The sequence below is a fragment of the Sphingomonas sp. S-NIH.Pt3_0716 genome, assembly GCF_003950715.1.
In the GTDB taxonomy this organism is placed as follows: Bacteria; Pseudomonadota; Alphaproteobacteria; order Sphingomonadales; family Sphingomonadaceae; genus Sphingobium; species Sphingobium yanoikuyae_A.
This window is the reverse complement of sequence record NZ_QLJK01000038.1, coordinates 1-14,373: the sequence shown is the minus strand read 5'-3', so window position 1 is coordinate 14,373 and position 14,373 is coordinate 1. Positions and strand designations below refer to the sequence as shown.

Below are 14,373 nucleotides of genomic sequence, written 5' to 3'. Positions count from 1 at the left end.
CGTGCCATGGCCGCCACTGTGTCCACCGCGCCGCGGCGTGTCAAACAATCAGATCTTTGCATCTCCAGCTTCATGGGATCGCCATTTTGCGCGAGCTATTGGCAAGCAGCATCAACATGATCCCTTGCACGAGCATGTCGATGGCCAGCACCAGCCCGAGCAATTTGCGGGCCGGCTCGGGCCAATCGTTCGCGAGCGTGGCCGCAAAGGCCAGGCTGGCCAGCCCCGACATGAGTGGCCAGCCAAAGCCGTAGCCGCGCCAGGAGATGGCGGCCGAAAGGCGTGCACCGCCCGATATCGCAAGACAGCCGGCCAGCAGCAAGGTCAGCGCACGGGCTTCGAACGAGGGATCTGCGAACGCGGCTGCGGCGGCGAGCAGATAGGCGCAGCCGGCGATCTGCCAGTACCTCCCGAAAAGGCCGGCTTCGTTGAGCACGGGAAGGAGGGAGAGGCCACCGGTCAGGAGCATCAGTGCGCCGAGCGCAACGGACGAGAGCGGGGCCTCCAGAAACTCGTTCGCCATGGCGAGGCAACCAGCCATTGACGATATCGCGCCGACACCAAGGATAATCAACCAGGCCCGGGGCCGGTGCGACCCTGCTTCGGCGGACGGCGACGTAGATAGCAGTGGCGTCATGAGTGCCTCCCGGATGGCTCTTGGCGATCCTAACCGATTGCCCTGCCGACACTCCTAGGAGTATTACGGATACGATCGCGCATAGAGGCAGGGTGAGGGCCAGGGCGTCGGTTTTGTCGCAGGCCCATGCTGCAAATGGGAAACCGGTTACGATCAGCATGCAGCGGCCGATCGCACCTGCCGGGCGGCCGACAGGCCCCGCTTGTCAGATCAGGCCGTGAGCGCCCGCCATGGCGCCGACAGTCGTGACCAGCGACGCCAGAAGCAGCACGCGGTGCATACGCTCCATCCGCGCGAAATCGCGCGCAGGCTGCGATGAGGTTTCCATTCGCCGATGAAGGAACAAGGGCTCGATCAGATAGAGCATCGACGCAAAGACGAGCCAGACGGCAACCATCGCGTGCATCCACCAGAAGTGCGGATCGGCGAAACGATCCCATAGATCGGCGCGGTGGATCATCCATAGGCCGGACACGCCGGCGATGCCCACCCAGAGTCGCGCCTGCCATGCAAATCCCTGTTCGACGCGGTGGAAGGAAGCGAGGCGTTCAGCGGGAGGAACGCTGCGCCGAATGGACGGCATGAGCACCGTCGTCACAAACGCCACGCCGCCGATCCAGAACAGGATGGCAACGACGTGAACGACTCTGGCGAGCGTGAAATCGTCCATCTCCTTACTCCTTCGATCACACCAGCGATGGGTCGTCAAAGCGACCAGTTGAAGGTCAAGATCAGACTGCCGCGCAGGGACAGCAGCAAGCCCCTCATCGCAGCACCGCGGTCGGGTCCGGACCGAACATTGCGGCATGAGCCAGGAGCAAGGCCAGATAGGCCGTGACGGTAATCGCCGTCGCCATGAGCAGTTGGCCGCGAGGCCAGGCGGGAAGGCCGCGGCCGGCCAGCGTCGCGGCGAAGGGAAGGGCGGACGTTGCGGAGGCGAGCCGCTGCCAGCTCATGCCGAGCTGACGTGACTTCCGGCGGTCGATCATCGGCATTGCGGCAAGCGCGAAGACCATGAAGCCGCCGAAGAGGATCGCGGAGACGAGGTCGCCATTTGGCACCATGTGAGCCGCCGACCAGATAGCGAAGGCCCAGAGCACCGGATGACGGGTGATGCCGACGATTCCGGGGGCACGGACATCGAAGGCCTTGCTCCGCAGAGCAACCGACAAGGGGTTCGCCGCGAGCAACCCGCTGACAAGGAGGAAGATCGCCGCGGGCATCGCCAGCAGCGGCGCCCAGTAAGCCGATGCCGATACATCCCACAACGGCATGAAGGGTGCGCGTCTTGCCGCACCGATGAGCCAGGCGAGGATCAGGAGCGATGTCGCGGCATAGACGGCGAGATAGAGCCGCTCTCCGAGGAGCCGCACGAGGCCTGCGCGCACCTGCGGCACTGCCGGGATACTGTGGCTGCAAAGAAAGACGGCAAGCGCCGCCAGAAATTCGGTCATGCAGGCATAATGCATGCGACCCTGGACCCTCGGCATCCGTAATCATCCGGAAGCTCCCGAGCACCCGCCTTGGCCCCGATAAGACGGGCCAGGCAGAAGACGCCTGCGGGAAATCCCGTAGTGCCAGCGCGCCCGGCGGCGTTACTATCCCTGTCTAGCGGCTGGATCTGAAACCAAGGGGATGACGATGAGCAAAATCGACGAACTGAAGAGCGACCTTTCGCGCCTCCGCGATGAAGCGAAAGTGCAGGTCGAGCTCGGCAAGATGGAACTGCGCGAGGAGTGGAACGAGCTCGAGGCGAAATGGAACCATTTCGTCGCGGAAGGGCGGCTGCAGGAAAGCAAGGAGCAGGTGAAGGCCTCGCTGGCGGCGCTCGCCGAAGAGCTGCGCAAAGCCTACCAGCGGCTCAAGAGCGCCCTCTAGGTGCTGACCCGATACGATCAGTGCATCGGCGCCAGGGAGTAAGACTTGATGACCATGTTCGATGACCGTGAACGCGGCGAGGAAGCCAAGTTCGTGCGCGACGAAGACTTGCGCTTCCGGATACAGGCGCGCCGTAATCGGCTTCTGGGCGAGTGGGCGGCAGAGCGGATGGAGCTCTCGGAAGCCGAAACCGACGCTTATGCAGCCACCGTCGTCCAGGCGGACTTCGAGGAGGTCGGCGACGATGATGTCGTGCGCAAGGTTCTCGGCGATATGCTGTCGGCCGGCATCCCCGTCGAAGAAGCGGAGGTACGAACGGCTCTCCGGAGCAAGGAGCTCGAGGCACGCCGGCTGGTAACGAGCCAGGGATGACGAGGTCGCCTGACTTGCCGCCGGCATGGACAGGCAAGCACGGGGCGCTCAGCGGAAGGATTGCTCGCAAGTGACAAACTCTACGCAAGCCGATGTGATTATCGTCGGGGCGGGCCACGGCGGCGCGCAGTGCGCAATGGCGCTCCGGCAGAACCGGTTCAGCGGCACGATCGCGATGATTGGGCGCGAGCCTGAGCCGCCCTATGAGCGGCCGCCGCTGTCGAAGGAGTATTTTGCGCGCGAGAAGACCTTCGACCGGCTCTACATTCGGCCGCCTGCATTCTGGGAAGAGAAAGGCGTCGATCTGGTCCTAGGGACCGAAGTGGTCTCGGTCGATCCGTCCGCCAAGCAGGTAACTCTCTCCAACGGCTCTAAGATGGTTTACGGCATGCTGGTCTGGGCGACCGGCGGCGATCCGCGCCGGCTTAATTGCCCCGGCGGCGAGCTTGCCGGACTTCACCCTGTCCGCACCCGCGCCGATTGCGACCAACTCATGGGCGAGATCGATGGCGGCGTGCGCAACATCGTGGTGATCGGCGGCGGCTACATCGGACTCGAGGCTGCGGCGGTGCTGACGAAGCTCGGCTGTACGGTCACGCTCTTGGAAGCTCTGCCGCGGGTGCTCGCGCGCGTCGCCGGCGAGGAGCTGTCGGCCTTCTACGAGAAGGAACACCGCGGCCACGGCGTCGACTTGCGCACCGGCGTCGCGGTCGAAGGGCTGGAGGGCGAGGGCCGGGTCACCGGCGTCAGGCTCGCCGACGGCACCGTCATCCCCGCCGACGCGGTCATCGTCGGCATTGGCATCGTGCCCGCGGTCGGACCGCTGATTGCCGCGGGCGCGGCGGGCGGCAACGGCGTCGACGTCGATGAATACTGCCGCACTTCGCTGCCCGACATCTATGCGATCGGCGACTGCGCCGCCTTCGCTTGTTCCTATGCCGGCGGCACGGTGATGCGCGTCGAATCGGTGCAGAACGCCAACGACATGGGGACCTGCGTTGCCAAGGCGATCTGCGGCGAGCCGCAGCCCTACCATGCCTTCCCCTGGTTCTGGTCGAACCAGTACGATTTGCGCCTCCAGACCGCCGGCATCTCGCTCGGCTACACCGAGACGATCGTCCGGGGCGATCCGGCGGCGCGCAGCTTCTCGGTGGTCTACCTCAAGGACGGCAAGGTCATCGCCCTCGACTGCGTCAACGCGGTCAAGGACTATGTCCAGGGCCGCAAGCTGGTTGAAGCTGCCACCAACCCCGATCGAAAGCAGCTGGCCGATGCAGAGGTGCCGCTCAAGGAGCTGCTGCCGGCCTGAGTGCCGGAGAGAGACCAGCGCGCGCCGCCGACCGTTGGCGCTTGTGCGGACTTACAGGAATCTCTCGCCGGCATGGTCGCGAAACCGCTCGGCGTCGCGGACATATTCCGAGAGGACCTGCACCGACTTGTGCCGGCTGACTTCCTGCATCTTGAAGATGCTCGCGCCCTGGCGCGCCGCCTCGGTGATGAACCCTGATCGCAGCGAATGACCGGCAAACTGGGTGGGATCGAGACCGGCATCAGCGGCGCAGCGCTGCACGAGGCGGGCCACGGCCCGGTCGGACATCGGCTGCCGGGTCAGCCTGCCGGCGCGAGTCAGCCGCCGGAACAACGGTCCTTCTTCGTGGCCGGCGGCGGCCATCCATTCCAGCAACAGCGCCTTGGGCCGAATGCGACGCCCCTCAGGAATGGCGATGACGGCCCCTTCGCCCGCCTGGTCGGTCTTTGACCGCCCGATGAATAGCTGCAGACCCTCGGGAGCCAGTGCGACATCGTCGACGGCCAGGGCGACGAGCTCAGAACGCCGCAGCGCCGCTGCCATGCCGATCGCAAGCACGGCGCGGTCGCGGACCGCGCGAAGATCGTCGCCTTTGATCGTCTTCAGCATGGCGCCGAGCGCATCGGCGTCGGCAGGCTTCTTGCGCGTCTTGCGGACACCGACCGCGGTGCGAATGCCGGCGAGGACCTCCTTGATGGCCCCTGCGCCCGACTGCTCTAGCGGCGGATCGAAGCCGGACTGTCGATGGTGATAGCCGATAGCAGCCAGGCGCCGGCCGATGGTCGGAACCTTTACACCTCGATCGGCTTCGAAAGCCAGGAAGGTGGCGACTGCGCCAGGGGAGGCTGGCCGGCTTTCAATGCCGCGCTCATCGCACCATTCTTCGAAAACCCGCCAGTCGGACGCGTAGGCGCGCTGCGTCGACGGCGCGCGCGAACTTCGCGCATAGTGCGCCGCGCGATCGATCTCTTCGCGCAGTCGGGCAGGCACTGCATTCGGATCGCTTGGAACCGGAAGATCTGAGCTCATTGATCCAGGGCCCTCATCACCTTCTCGAGCTTCGCCAGGAAGAAGCGTTCGGACCAGAGATCGAGGGATTTGGCGTCAGCCGGACGAAGGAAACGGCGCACATCGCCTGCCGCATGGGGCCAGTCGATCGAAGCGATCCTGACGGTCAGCTTGTCCTGCAGCCAGGCGGCATCGAACCTCAAAGCCTCGCCCTGCCAGGGCCCCGTCTGCACAAGCGCCGCCTCGAGGTGAGCGAGGTTGGGAGCCCTATCTTTGGCGACATACCATGAGAAGTCGAACCAATCCCGCCCTTTGAGATAGGGCCGGCAAAGCAGCGCGTGGATTTTCAAGGCGAAGTTGGAAGCAAGATCCTGGTGGCGGACCTCGTGATCGGCGGGGAAGTCGAGGAAGGTTCCTTCTTCTCCCGACCCGGCCGGCGGATTGGTGTCGATTTCGAGCTTGATCCTGATCGTCCTGGCGCGGCGCGAGTCCGCGAATTCCAGGTCGAGCTGGAGTGCGGTGGAATCGTTCTTGAGCACCGCGTCGCGGACAGCCTTGTCCATCCTGTCCCTCGGCGACGCTTCGAGCTTGATGCCAAACTGGGCGAAGACGTCGACGAGCGTTGCAAGATAGCGGTCCCAGCGAAACTCGGGATCGGGCGCTCGCAGAAGGAAATCGAGATCTTCGGAAAAGCGTGGAAGCCCGTGGAGAATGCGCAGGCTCGTTCCGCCCTGGAACAGGGCTACATCGAAGAAATCGGCCCGCCAGAGGCCATAGAGCGCAATCTCCTGAATGATCTCCTTGGTCGCGTTTTCCTCCTCGACCACGTTCGCCGCACCGTAGCCGCGCAGCCTCTGCTGGATCATCTCGATCACCGGGCCGCCCCGTTCGCCACTCGATTGACGCCTCCGACAACCGCCTCCTCGAGCGAGCGAAGGAAGTGGTTCACCGCCTTGTGTTTGTAGACGGCCGCCAACGCCGCGAAATCCTTCTTGCTCAAGCTCGACAGGTGCTGCTCATCGATCCGCAGGCCCCCGGTCAGCCAATGCAGGTCCGTCCAGCGCTCCTTGCGCAAGGCGACCAGATCAAGCAGCGCGCGCAGCGGAGAGGCGATGAAGGCTGTCGACTGGCCGAACTGGCGTCGTTCGACGGCTCTGAGGAACTGATACTCGGCGGTGGCCAGGGGATGGAAGGTGAACCGTCCGAGGCCCGGCGCCTCGCGCACGATCGTCTTGCGTCCAGGGGTGACGCTTGAAGTTTCGAAGACCGCTTCGGGGATCCAGCCATGGTGGGATAGGGCGGTTTCGAAGGAAATGTAGCTGCCCGGCAGAATGGCCTGCGCCATCGCGAACGGGTGAATCGGATCGCTCCGGAAAGGCTCCCCTAGCGCGTAGGTGCCGCGTTTGAGGCGGATGAGCGATCCGTCTTTGAGCGCCCGATTGACGAGTGCATAACGACGAGCGCTTCCGCCGCCCAGCAACCGCGCAAGTTGCCGCTCGTCGAAAATCCGGCTGCCCAAGCCGGCCTTTGCAACCTCTGAGGCCAGGGAACTCATAAAATTCCTGATACTTTCGTTCGATGAAAGTTTCAAAAATTTTTGGCATCGTGTCCGCCAATGTGGATGGGCCACGATGACGGTCACGGCAACGCGTTCATTTGCCATCTGTGCCTGGGGCGAGGATGGGGCGTGATGCTGCCGCGCGGCTGTGCCCCGGCTATGCATGCGAGCGGCTGATAAGGTCCGGAACCACCCCGAAACGGGAAAATTCTATGTCCGAGAATCGACTTTCTCGGACATAGGATATGTCGTTCGTCCGTTATCGTTGTCTCTAGAAAGCGCTAGGCAATCCGCAGGAGAAGATCTGATCTAATAGCCGGAAAGACGGTTCCCCCCGGCAACCGGGCGCGGTGATTTACCTAATGCGCCGCGACGCGAACGATGCAACTTGATCAGCATGTCTCGCCTGAAAATGCATGTCGAACGTCACACCGTCAGGCGTATCGGATGGCTGCGCGCCGCGGTGCTCGGAGCCAATGACGGCATCGTGTCGATCGCGAGTCTCGTCGTCGGCATCGCCGCAGCGTCGGCTGGCAAAGCAGAGATCCTGCTTGCCGGGATCGCCGCGCTTGTCGCGGGCGCGATGTCGATGGCCGCAGGAGAATATGTCTCGGTTAGTTCACAAGCCGACAGCGAACGGGCGAACCTGCTAAGAGAAAGTAGGGAACTTCACAATCAGCCCGAGTACGAGCGTGAAGAACTGGCAGGCATCTATGTCGCCCGCGGTCTCACTCCCGACCTGGCCTACCAGGTCGCCGACCAGTTGATGGCCAAAGACGCACTCGGGGCGCACGCCCGCGACGAGCTCGGCATTTCCGAACTATCGACCGCTCGGCCGCTGCAGGCTGCGTTCACTTCAGCGGCGATGTTCAGTGTCGGCGCCACCGCGCCGCTATTGGCGGTCGTGTTTGGCCCGGCCGGCTCGCCTATTCCGCTGGTTATTGGCACCTCCCTCCTCAGCCTCGCTCTTCTCGGCGCATTGGGTGCCGCAGCGGGCGATGCGGCGCCGCTCCGCTCGGTGGTGCGCGTAACCTTCTGGGGAGCACTGGCTATGGCGTTGACGGCAGGGATCGGCACGCTGTTCGGCACTTCAGGCTAGCGCCGAATGATGAGCCGGGCCCCTCGTCTTCGATATATGCGAGCGCATCGGAATGCTGCGTTGACCGACGTCATCCGAGCGCAAGGCTCTCGACGGCGAGGCCATCTGTCGTTTGGTCGTATTCAGCCGCAGCGGTCACGTCCGTCAATGTGGTGTAATTTCGGTGCTGGCCATCGGGCTGCATTTTCAGGCGGCCTTGGGTGTAATCTGTAGCGGCTGAACCTCCTCGGTTATGGGTGTGGCAAGGGCGGCCATGCCCTCGATCTGCATGTAGCGGTGCTGGAGCTGGTATTCATCGTTCTGCTCGAGCAGGACGGCACCGACGAGGCGGATGATGCTGTCCTCGTTCGGGAAGATGCCGACAACATCGGCGCGGCGCTTCACTTCCTTGTTCAGGCGTTCCAGCGGGTTGGTGCTGTGAAGCTTGACCCGGTGCTGCTCGGGGAAGGTCATGTAGGCGAGCACGTCGTGCTCGGCATCGTCCATGCAGGCGCCGAGCTTGGGCCATCTGGCGCGCAATTGATCGGCGACCTGACGCCAGACCTGAGTTGCGGCCGCATGATCGGGCTGGAGGAAGACTTGGCGGATCGCAGCAGCAACAACCGTGTTTTGGCCCTTGGGCACGTAGGCGAGCGCGTTCCTCATGAAGTGGACGCGGCAGCGCTGCCAGGTGGCGCTGAGCACGCGGGTGATCGCTGCCTTGAGGCCCTCGTGGGCATCGGAGATGACCAGCTTCACGCCGGTCAGGCCGCGGCGGGAGAGGTCCTTGAGGAAGCTCGACCAGAAGGGCTCGGCTTCGGAAGGGCCGATGTGCAGGCCGACGATCTCGCGCTTGCCCTCAGTGTTGACGGCGACGGCGATTATCGCGGCGACACTGACGATCCGTCCCCCCTCGCGCACCTTGAGGTAGGTGGCATCTAGCCAGAGGTAGGGCCAGTCACCGGCGAGCGGGCGCTTGAGGAAGGCATGGACGCGCTCGTCGATGTCTTTGCACAGCTTTGACACGGAGGACTTGGATATCCCGGTCATGCCCATCGCCTGCACCAGCTCATCGACGCGCCGGGTGCTGACCCCGGCAATCCACGCCTCCTGGATTACTGCGACCAGCGCCTTCTCAACAGTCTTGCGCGGCTCCAGGAAGCCGGGGAAGTAGGCGCCGGTCCGCAGCTTGGGGATCTTGAGGTTGAGCGTGCCGAGCCGGGTATCGAGACTGCGGTCGCGGTAGCCATTGCGCCAGGTCGTGCGTTCGCCCGATCGTTCATGGCGGCCAGCGCCGACCAGGCCGTCGACATCGGCCTCCATAATGATCTGCAATACGCTCTCGGCGATCGTACGCAGGAAATCTCCATCTCCGGTCTTCGCCATCAGTTCGGCAAGCGGTAGTCTGTCGTCGGTCATCGGGATCAACTCCTCGGTGGGCGTGTGACGTGTGGTAACTCCACCTTACCGATGAGCCCGGTGGCCACCGAGTTCGAAATCGCATGGGGTTGGGCATGCCCAACCCCATGCGATCACCTCAATCTACACCGGAAATTACACCACGAGCGCGGACGCTAACGCCGCAGCCGCACAGAACAACACCTCAAGGGCAATTCGACGACTACTCCAGTCCTTCTGGAGGCGCTGGTTCACAAGGGCAAACCGACAAGGCAAGAAGAGGACTGGCGAAGCGCCAGCAGCCTTCCCCGCGATCTCGTCTCGAGGCAGCCGGAGAGATGTGATGAACGATCCTTATGAGACTCTCGGAATTGCCCGCTCCGCCAGCGAGAAGGACGTCAAGGACGCGTTCAAGAAATTGGCGCGCAAGCTTCATCCCGATTTGCATCCGGGCGACAAGTCCGCCGAGGAAAAATTCAAAGCGGTCTCAGCGGCCTACGATCTGCTGAAAGACAAGGAAAGTCGACGGCGGTTCGATGCGGGCGAGATCGACGCCAGCGGCGCCGAAACACCGCAAGGGCACTATTATCGCGATTTCGCCGATCGCCCGGTCTACGGCACCCACGCCGAACAGGATGGCTTTACCACCAATGAGGAGCTGGAAGAATTCCTGGCGCGCGCCTTCTCGGGGCGGGCGCAGCGCGCACACCGGGCGCGTGGGCAGGATGTCAACTACGTGCTGCGTGTTTCCTTTCTCGACGCGGTGAACGGCGCCCGGCGCACGGTCACGCTCGCCGATGGAAAGACGCTGCAGGTGTCCATCCCCGAAGGCACCGAAGATGGGCAGATGCTGCGCCTCGAAGCTCAGGGATTGCCGGGCTTTGGCGGCGGCCCGCCGGGGGATGCCTATGTCGAACTGCGGGTCGAGCCGCATGCGTTCTTTCGGCGAAAGGACGACAACATCCATGTCGAGCTGCCGATCACGCTCAAGGAAGCGGTGCTCGGCGCAAGAGTCGAGGTCCCGACGATCAATGGCCCCGTGGCAATGACTATCCCGGCAGGATCGAACACCGGAAAGACGTTGCGCCTGCGCGAAAAGGGTGTTCGAGATCGCAAGTCGGGCCAGCGTGGGCACCAGCTAATAGCGCTCAAAGTGGTACTGCCGACCGGCGACGAGCCAGAGCTCGCGTCCTTCTTGAAGGCTTGGCGGCCAAATTCGCCAGATGAGCCCCGCAAGGAGATGCTGAAATGATGCGCGCTGATGAAATTGTCAAAGCAATCACTGCGCTGCGGCGAAGCGACCTTGATACATGGCTCAGCGAGAAGCTGATCTTCGCGCAGGAGTGGGAAGGTGAGCCGATCTTCTCGGCCATGGAATGTGCGCGCATTCGCCTGATCTGCATGCTGCGCTATGAGCTCGAGATCGACCCTGAAACGCTGCCGGTCGTGCTGTCGCTGGTCGACCAGCTCTACCAGACCCGTCAGCGCCTGCTGTCGCTCGCTGCGGCCGTGGCAGCTCAGGACGAGTCGGTCCAGGCTGCGGTATTCGCGTCGTTAGGTCGAGAGTGTGGATCGGCGTGCAAAAAGGACCCCGTTAGCGGGGTGATCGGCGTCTAAAAGGGACCCCTCATTTCGATGGTTTAATCAGCTGGCTGGATTTTCAGGCGGCGAGATCGGGATGTTGGTTTTGGAGACAGTTGTTCGGATCCGGCGCGAGTATGCCGGAGGCAAAGCGATCAAGGCGATCGCACGGGATCTGCATGTGTCGCGGAAGGTCATCCGTAAAGCGGTCCGAGCGCCGGAGGGCGCCTTTGATTATCAGCGCAAGGTTCAGCCGCTGCCCAGGATCGGTCCGTTCCAGGAGCGCCTGAACACGCTGCTGGAAGAGAACGAGCTGCGCGGCAGGCGTGAGCGGCTGCGGATGACGCGGATCCATGATCTGTTGGTGCGCGAAGGCTTTGAGGGATCCTACGATGCCGTGCGGCGCTACACGGCGCGATGGAAGTTGGAACGGCGCAAAGATGCCGGCGATGGTGTCACGGCCTTCATCCCGCTGATATTCAGGCCAGGCGAGGCCTACCAGTTCGACTGGAGCCATGAAGATGTTGAGATCGCCGGGGCACCGATGCGGGTGAAGGTCGCGCATATGCGACTGTGTGCATCACGCGCGGTCTATGTCCGGGCTTATCCTCGTGAGAGCCAGGAGATGTTGTTCGACGCGCATGCGCGCGGCTTTGCCTTCTTCGGCGGCGTGCCAGGGCGCGGCATCTACGATAATATGAAGACGGCTGTGACGAGCGTGTTCACCGGCAAGGAACGGGTCTTCAACCGGCGGTTCCTGATCATGACCGACCATTATATGGTCGAGCCCACGGCCTGTTCGCCTGCGGCGGGATGGGAGAAGGGTCAGGTCGAGAACCAGGTGCAGACGATCCGGGGTCGCTTCTTCCAGCCCCGGCTGCGGTTCGCCAGTCTCGAAGAGCTCAATGGCTGGCTGGAGGCCGAGTGTCGGCGCTGGGCGGAACGGCAGCCCCATCCTGAACAGGGCGAGCTGACCGTAGCGCAGGTGCTGGAGATAGAACGATCTGCGCTGCAGCCGATGCTGGGGCCGTTCGACGGCTTCAATGAGAGTGAGCATGCCGTGACCGGCACCTGCCTGATCAGCTTCGACCGCAACCGCTACTCGGTGCTCTCGACGGTGGCACGACGCACGGTGCAGGTCCGCGCCTATGCCGACCGCATCGTCGTTCGCTGCGGCGAAGAGGTTGTCGCTGAACATCCTCGCTACTTTGGGCGCAACCGCACGATCTATGACCCCTGGCATTATCTGCCGGTGCTGGCCCGCAAGCCTGGCGCCTTGCGGAACGGTGCCCCTTTCCAGGACTGGGATTTGCCACCGGCGCTTGCCCGCCTGCGCCGCAAGCTGGGTAATGGCGACGATGCCGATCGCCGGTTCGTCCGTGTGCTGTCGGCCGTACTGACCGATGGCCTGGAGCCTGTCGAAGCCGCTGTGCGTGAGGCACTGGCGACGGGCACGACAAGCGATGACCTGATCCTCAACATCCTGGCACGACGCCGGGAACCTCCGCGTCCGCTGACGATCATCACCTCCGAGGATAGCGCCTTGCGCCATCCCCCGATCGCCGACTGTGCCCGTTACGACCAGCTGAGGACCTTCGATGCAGCGGCATGATATGATCGAGGCCATGCGCGGCCTTGGCCTCAAGGGCATGGCGGGCGCGTTCGACGATGCTGTCACCACCGGCCTTCAGCGCCAGCGCACCACCATGGAGATACTGACCGACCTCCTGCGAGCGGAGGCGACGCATCGTCATGCCGCGTCGATCCGATACCGGATGGCCGCTGCCAGGCTGCCAGTCGTGAAGGACATCGACGCCTTCCGGTTCGAGGGTACCCCGATCAACGAGGGGCTGGTGCGTTCATTGCACAGTGGCGCGTTCCTGCCCGCACGGCGCAATATCGTCCTGGTCGGCGGCACTGGTACAGGAAAGACCCATCTGGCCATCGCCATCACCGCCAATGTCGTCCGTTCCGGTGCCCGAGGTCGCTACTTCAACACGGTCGATCTGGTGACCCGCCTCGAAGAGGAGGCCAGGATCGGCAAGAGTGGCGCTCTCGCCGCCCAGCTCTCCCGCCTCGATCTCATCGTGCTCGATGAACTGGGGTATCTGCCGTTCGCTCGATCGGGCGGCCAGTTGCTGTTCCACCTGATCAGCAAACTCTATGAGAAGACCAGTGTCATCATCACCACCAACCTCGCCTTTGGCGAGTGGCCCACCGTGTTCGGCGATCCGAAGATGACAACCGCGCTCCTCGATCGCGTCACTCATCATTGCGACATTGTCGAGACCGGCAATGACAGCTGGCGCTTCAAAAACCGCAGCTGATCCGCCCCCACAGCCCACAATTAGAAGATGCCTTGCGCTGCGCGCGCCTCCGGTCGGGCTACGCCCTCCCTACGCCGCGCGCAGCGCAAGGAAGCGCGTCACATCAACCGTGCGCAATCCTGACAGGGGGTCCCTTTTGCGCGCCGATAAGGGGTCCCGTTTGCACGCCGATTGACAGTCGAGAGAGCGACGACAGCGAATAGGTGGACCGACTGCTGCTACGCAGGCAATCCGGATGGTATCCCCAGCGCGCGGCAAACTTGATGCCGCCGAATTTGACGCTATATAGCGTCGTAGTAAACGGCACTCAAGACTAGGCAGGACGCATGAGCATAGCTCAATATGCCGATGGCGGACTCTTTGCTCCCAGCAAGATCGCGCACATCCTGCGGACCACGAGCGAGGAAGTGGCCCGCTCGGCCGGACTCGGCAAAGACGCCGTACAGCGAAAGGATCGGGTCAAATCGGACAAGACGCAGCGTCGGCTGCGGGAAATGATCGAGGTCGTCAACAAGGTTGAACCGCGCTTCGGCTCGGCGCTGATGGCCTATGCATGGTATCGCTCGGAACCCTTGCCAGGGTTTTCAGGTCAGACCGCGATGCAGCTCGTGCGCACAGGCCGCGCCAGCGACGTGCTCGACTATATCGATGCTGTCGATGCCGGCATTCACGCCTGAGCGGTGGCGATCGACTATACCGGGCAGCTGTATCGCGCACTCAACCCGATCCATGCGCGCGAGCCGCTATCCGGCGAGGGCGCCCGGCTCTACGGCGGACGCTTCAACCCCAAAGGCATGCCGGCGCTTTATCTCTCGCTTTCGGTGCTAACCGCCCTGCGAGAGGCCAACCAGGTCGGCAGCTTTCAGCCAACCACGCTCGTCTGCTATAGGGCGGAGATAGAGCGCATCTTCGACAGCCGGGATGAAGCCGCGCTTGCCGCTTATGGCATGGACGCCGCCACGCTCGCCGATCGAGGCTGGCGCGAGCAGATGTCATCGTCCGCCCAAGCACCCACGCAGCTGTTCGCGCGCGAGTTGTTTGCGGCGAATTATTCGGGCTTGCTTGTTCGAAGCTTCGCTCCGGGGGCCACCGCCGGCGACTGAGAACGGCGGAGCAATATTCGACCACGGTAGCGGCGGGATAGTCCTGCTGCGGGCGGCGTAAAAGTCGTCCACCTTGAAGCCTTTCTGCCGAGTCAGGGAGGTGTGGGGATCTACAGCGTGGAAC

General features: G+C 63.4%; 17 protein-coding genes. 10 read left to right on the top strand and 7 right to left on the bottom strand.

Annotated elements, in window-relative coordinates; genetic code table 11:
- Positions 1 to 70: 70 nt before the first annotated feature.
- From BRX37_RS22685 to BRX37_RS22675, 3 genes are all read right to left on the bottom strand, one after another.
- The gene (locus BRX37_RS22685; RefSeq protein WP_125989578.1) at positions 71 to 523 is read right to left on the bottom strand and encodes a DUF308 domain-containing protein; all 453 of its coding nucleotides are present in this window, start codon (positions 521 to 523) and stop codon (positions 71 to 73) included.
- A 319-nt stretch (positions 524 to 842) separates the two neighbouring features.
- Positions 843 to 1,307 carry a hypothetical protein gene (locus BRX37_RS22680; protein ID WP_125989576.1) on the bottom strand — a complete coding sequence of 155 codons (465 nt, stop codon included), beginning with the start codon at positions 1,305 to 1,307 and terminating at the stop codon, positions 843 to 845.
- 94 nt (positions 1,308 to 1,401) lie between these two features.
- Positions 1,402 to 2,091: an NnrU family protein gene (locus tag BRX37_RS22675; protein WP_278986402.1), complete on the bottom strand. Its 690-nt coding sequence runs from the start codon at positions 2,089 to 2,091 to the stop codon at positions 1,402 to 1,404.
- Between the two features lie 187 nt (positions 2,092 to 2,278).
- Between BRX37_RS22675 and BRX37_RS22670 the strand changes: the two genes are divergently transcribed.
- The 3 genes from BRX37_RS22670 to BRX37_RS22660 are packed head-to-tail and all read left to right on the top strand — an operon-like array spanning position 2,279 to position 4,196.
- On the top strand, positions 2,279 to 2,515 hold the full coding sequence (locus tag BRX37_RS22670) for a hypothetical protein (protein ID WP_164522513.1): 237 nt from the start codon (positions 2,279 to 2,281) through the stop codon (positions 2,513 to 2,515).
- A 48-nt stretch (positions 2,516 to 2,563) separates the two neighbouring features.
- Positions 2,564 to 2,887 (top strand): DUF1476 domain-containing protein, encoded by a 324-nt coding sequence (locus BRX37_RS22665; RefSeq protein WP_125989570.1) that lies wholly within the window; start codon positions 2,564 to 2,566, stop codon positions 2,885 to 2,887.
- A gap of 25 nt (positions 2,888 to 2,912) precedes the next feature.
- Positions 2,913 to 4,196, top strand: a complete 1,284-nt coding sequence (locus BRX37_RS22660; protein ID WP_125989568.1) for an NAD(P)/FAD-dependent oxidoreductase — start codon at positions 2,913 to 2,915, stop codon at positions 4,194 to 4,196.
- A gap of 51 nt (positions 4,197 to 4,247) precedes the next feature.
- Here BRX37_RS22660 and BRX37_RS22655 read toward each other — a convergent pair whose 3' ends face one another.
- Genes BRX37_RS22655 through BRX37_RS22645 form a run of 3 tightly spaced genes read right to left on the bottom strand, consistent with a single transcriptional unit; the run spans position 4,248 to position 6,759 of the window.
- Positions 4,248 to 5,225, bottom strand: a complete 978-nt coding sequence (locus BRX37_RS22655; RefSeq protein WP_125989566.1) for a site-specific integrase — start codon at positions 5,223 to 5,225, stop codon at positions 4,248 to 4,250.
- Positions 5,222 to 6,079 (bottom strand): nucleotidyl transferase AbiEii/AbiGii toxin family protein, encoded by an 858-nt coding sequence (locus BRX37_RS22650; RefSeq protein WP_125989564.1) that lies wholly within the window; start codon positions 6,077 to 6,079, stop codon positions 5,222 to 5,224. Before BRX37_RS22650 ends, BRX37_RS22655 begins: the two co-directional genes overlap by 4 nt.
- Entirely contained in the window at positions 6,076 to 6,759 is a 684-nt protein-coding gene (locus tag BRX37_RS22645) for a type IV toxin-antitoxin system AbiEi family antitoxin domain-containing protein (RefSeq protein ID WP_125989590.1), read from the bottom strand. The genes BRX37_RS22650 and BRX37_RS22645 overlap by 4 nt, the downstream gene beginning before the upstream one ends.
- Before the next feature lie 400 nt (positions 6,760 to 7,159).
- Here BRX37_RS22645 and BRX37_RS22640 point away from each other — a divergent pair, with 400 nt between their 5' ends.
- On the top strand, positions 7,160 to 7,861 hold the full coding sequence (locus tag BRX37_RS22640; protein WP_125989588.1) for a VIT1/CCC1 transporter family protein: 702 nt from the start codon (positions 7,160 to 7,162) through the stop codon (positions 7,859 to 7,861).
- A gap of 186 nt (positions 7,862 to 8,047) precedes the next feature.
- Here BRX37_RS22640 and BRX37_RS22635 read toward each other — a convergent pair whose 3' ends face one another.
- A complete protein-coding gene (locus BRX37_RS22635) occupies positions 8,048 to 9,259 on the bottom strand; it encodes an IS256 family transposase (RefSeq protein ID WP_099231114.1) in 1,212 nt (403 codons plus the stop codon).
- 322 nt (positions 9,260 to 9,581) lie between these two features.
- Here BRX37_RS22635 and BRX37_RS22630 point away from each other — a divergent pair, with 322 nt between their 5' ends.
- From BRX37_RS22630 to BRX37_RS22600, 6 genes are all read left to right on the top strand, one after another.
- Entirely contained in the window at positions 9,582 to 10,490 is a 909-nt protein-coding gene (locus BRX37_RS22630; RefSeq protein WP_125989562.1) for a DnaJ C-terminal domain-containing protein, read from the top strand.
- A complete protein-coding gene (locus BRX37_RS22625) occupies positions 10,487 to 10,855 on the top strand; it encodes a chaperone modulator CbpM (RefSeq protein WP_125989560.1) in 369 nt (122 codons plus the stop codon). The genes BRX37_RS22630 and BRX37_RS22625 overlap by 4 nt, the downstream gene beginning before the upstream one ends.
- Before the next feature lie 61 nt (positions 10,856 to 10,916).
- Positions 10,917 to 12,431, top strand: a complete 1,515-nt coding sequence (gene istA, locus BRX37_RS22620; RefSeq protein WP_125989557.1) for an IS21 family transposase — start codon at positions 10,917 to 10,919, stop codon at positions 12,429 to 12,431.
- On the top strand, positions 12,418 to 13,146 hold the full coding sequence (gene istB / locus BRX37_RS22615) for an IS21-like element helper ATPase IstB (protein WP_125989555.1): 729 nt from the start codon (positions 12,418 to 12,420) through the stop codon (positions 13,144 to 13,146). The genes istA and istB overlap by 14 nt, the downstream gene beginning before the upstream one ends.
- A gap of 326 nt (positions 13,147 to 13,472) precedes the next feature.
- Positions 13,473 to 13,823 carry an MbcA/ParS/Xre antitoxin family protein gene (locus BRX37_RS22605; RefSeq protein WP_125989551.1) on the top strand — a complete coding sequence of 117 codons (351 nt, stop codon included), beginning with the start codon at positions 13,473 to 13,475 and terminating at the stop codon, positions 13,821 to 13,823.
- A gap of 3 nt (positions 13,824 to 13,826) precedes the next feature.
- Positions 13,827 to 14,249, top strand: a complete 423-nt coding sequence (locus BRX37_RS22600) for an RES family NAD+ phosphorylase (protein ID WP_206434213.1) — start codon at positions 13,827 to 13,829, stop codon at positions 14,247 to 14,249.
- Positions 14,250 to 14,373 lie beyond the last annotated feature (124 nt).

Coding starts and splice junctions, on each gene's coding strand:
- BRX37_RS22685 (WP_125989578.1), bottom strand. CDS start 523: ATGGCGAACGAGTTTCTGGAGGCCCCGCTCTCGTCCGTTGCGCTCGGC.
- BRX37_RS22680 (WP_125989576.1), bottom strand. CDS start 1,307: ATGGACGATTTCACGCTCGCCAGAGTCGTTCACGTCGTTGCCATCCTG.
- BRX37_RS22675 (WP_278986402.1), bottom strand. CDS start 2,091: ATGACCGAATTTCTGGCGGCGCTTGCCGTCTTTCTTTGCAGCCACAGT.
- BRX37_RS22670 (WP_164522513.1), top strand. CDS start 2,279: ATGAGCAAAATCGACGAACTGAAGAGCGACCTTTCGCGCCTCCGCGAT.
- BRX37_RS22665 (WP_125989570.1), top strand. CDS start 2,564: ATGACCATGTTCGATGACCGTGAACGCGGCGAGGAAGCCAAGTTCGTG.
- BRX37_RS22660 (WP_125989568.1), top strand. CDS start 2,913: ATGGACAGGCAAGCACGGGGCGCTCAGCGGAAGGATTGCTCGCAAGTG.
- BRX37_RS22655 (WP_125989566.1), bottom strand. CDS start 5,225: ATGAGCTCAGATCTTCCGGTTCCAAGCGATCCGAATGCAGTGCCTGCC.
- BRX37_RS22645 (WP_125989590.1), bottom strand. CDS start 6,759: ATGAGTTCCCTGGCCTCAGAGGTTGCAAAGGCCGGCTTGGGCAGCCGG.
- BRX37_RS22640 (WP_125989588.1), top strand. CDS start 7,160: ATGTCTCGCCTGAAAATGCATGTCGAACGTCACACCGTCAGGCGTATC.
- BRX37_RS22635 (WP_099231114.1), bottom strand. CDS start 9,259: ATGACCGACGACAGACTACCGCTTGCCGAACTGATGGCGAAGACCGGA.
- BRX37_RS22630 (WP_125989562.1), top strand. CDS start 9,582: ATGAACGATCCTTATGAGACTCTCGGAATTGCCCGCTCCGCCAGCGAG.
- BRX37_RS22625 (WP_125989560.1), top strand. CDS start 10,487: ATGATGCGCGCTGATGAAATTGTCAAAGCAATCACTGCGCTGCGGCGA.
- istA (WP_125989557.1), top strand. CDS start 10,917: ATGTTGGTTTTGGAGACAGTTGTTCGGATCCGGCGCGAGTATGCCGGA.
- istB (WP_125989555.1), top strand. CDS start 12,418: ATGCAGCGGCATGATATGATCGAGGCCATGCGCGGCCTTGGCCTCAAG.
- BRX37_RS22605 (WP_125989551.1), top strand. CDS start 13,473: ATGAGCATAGCTCAATATGCCGATGGCGGACTCTTTGCTCCCAGCAAG.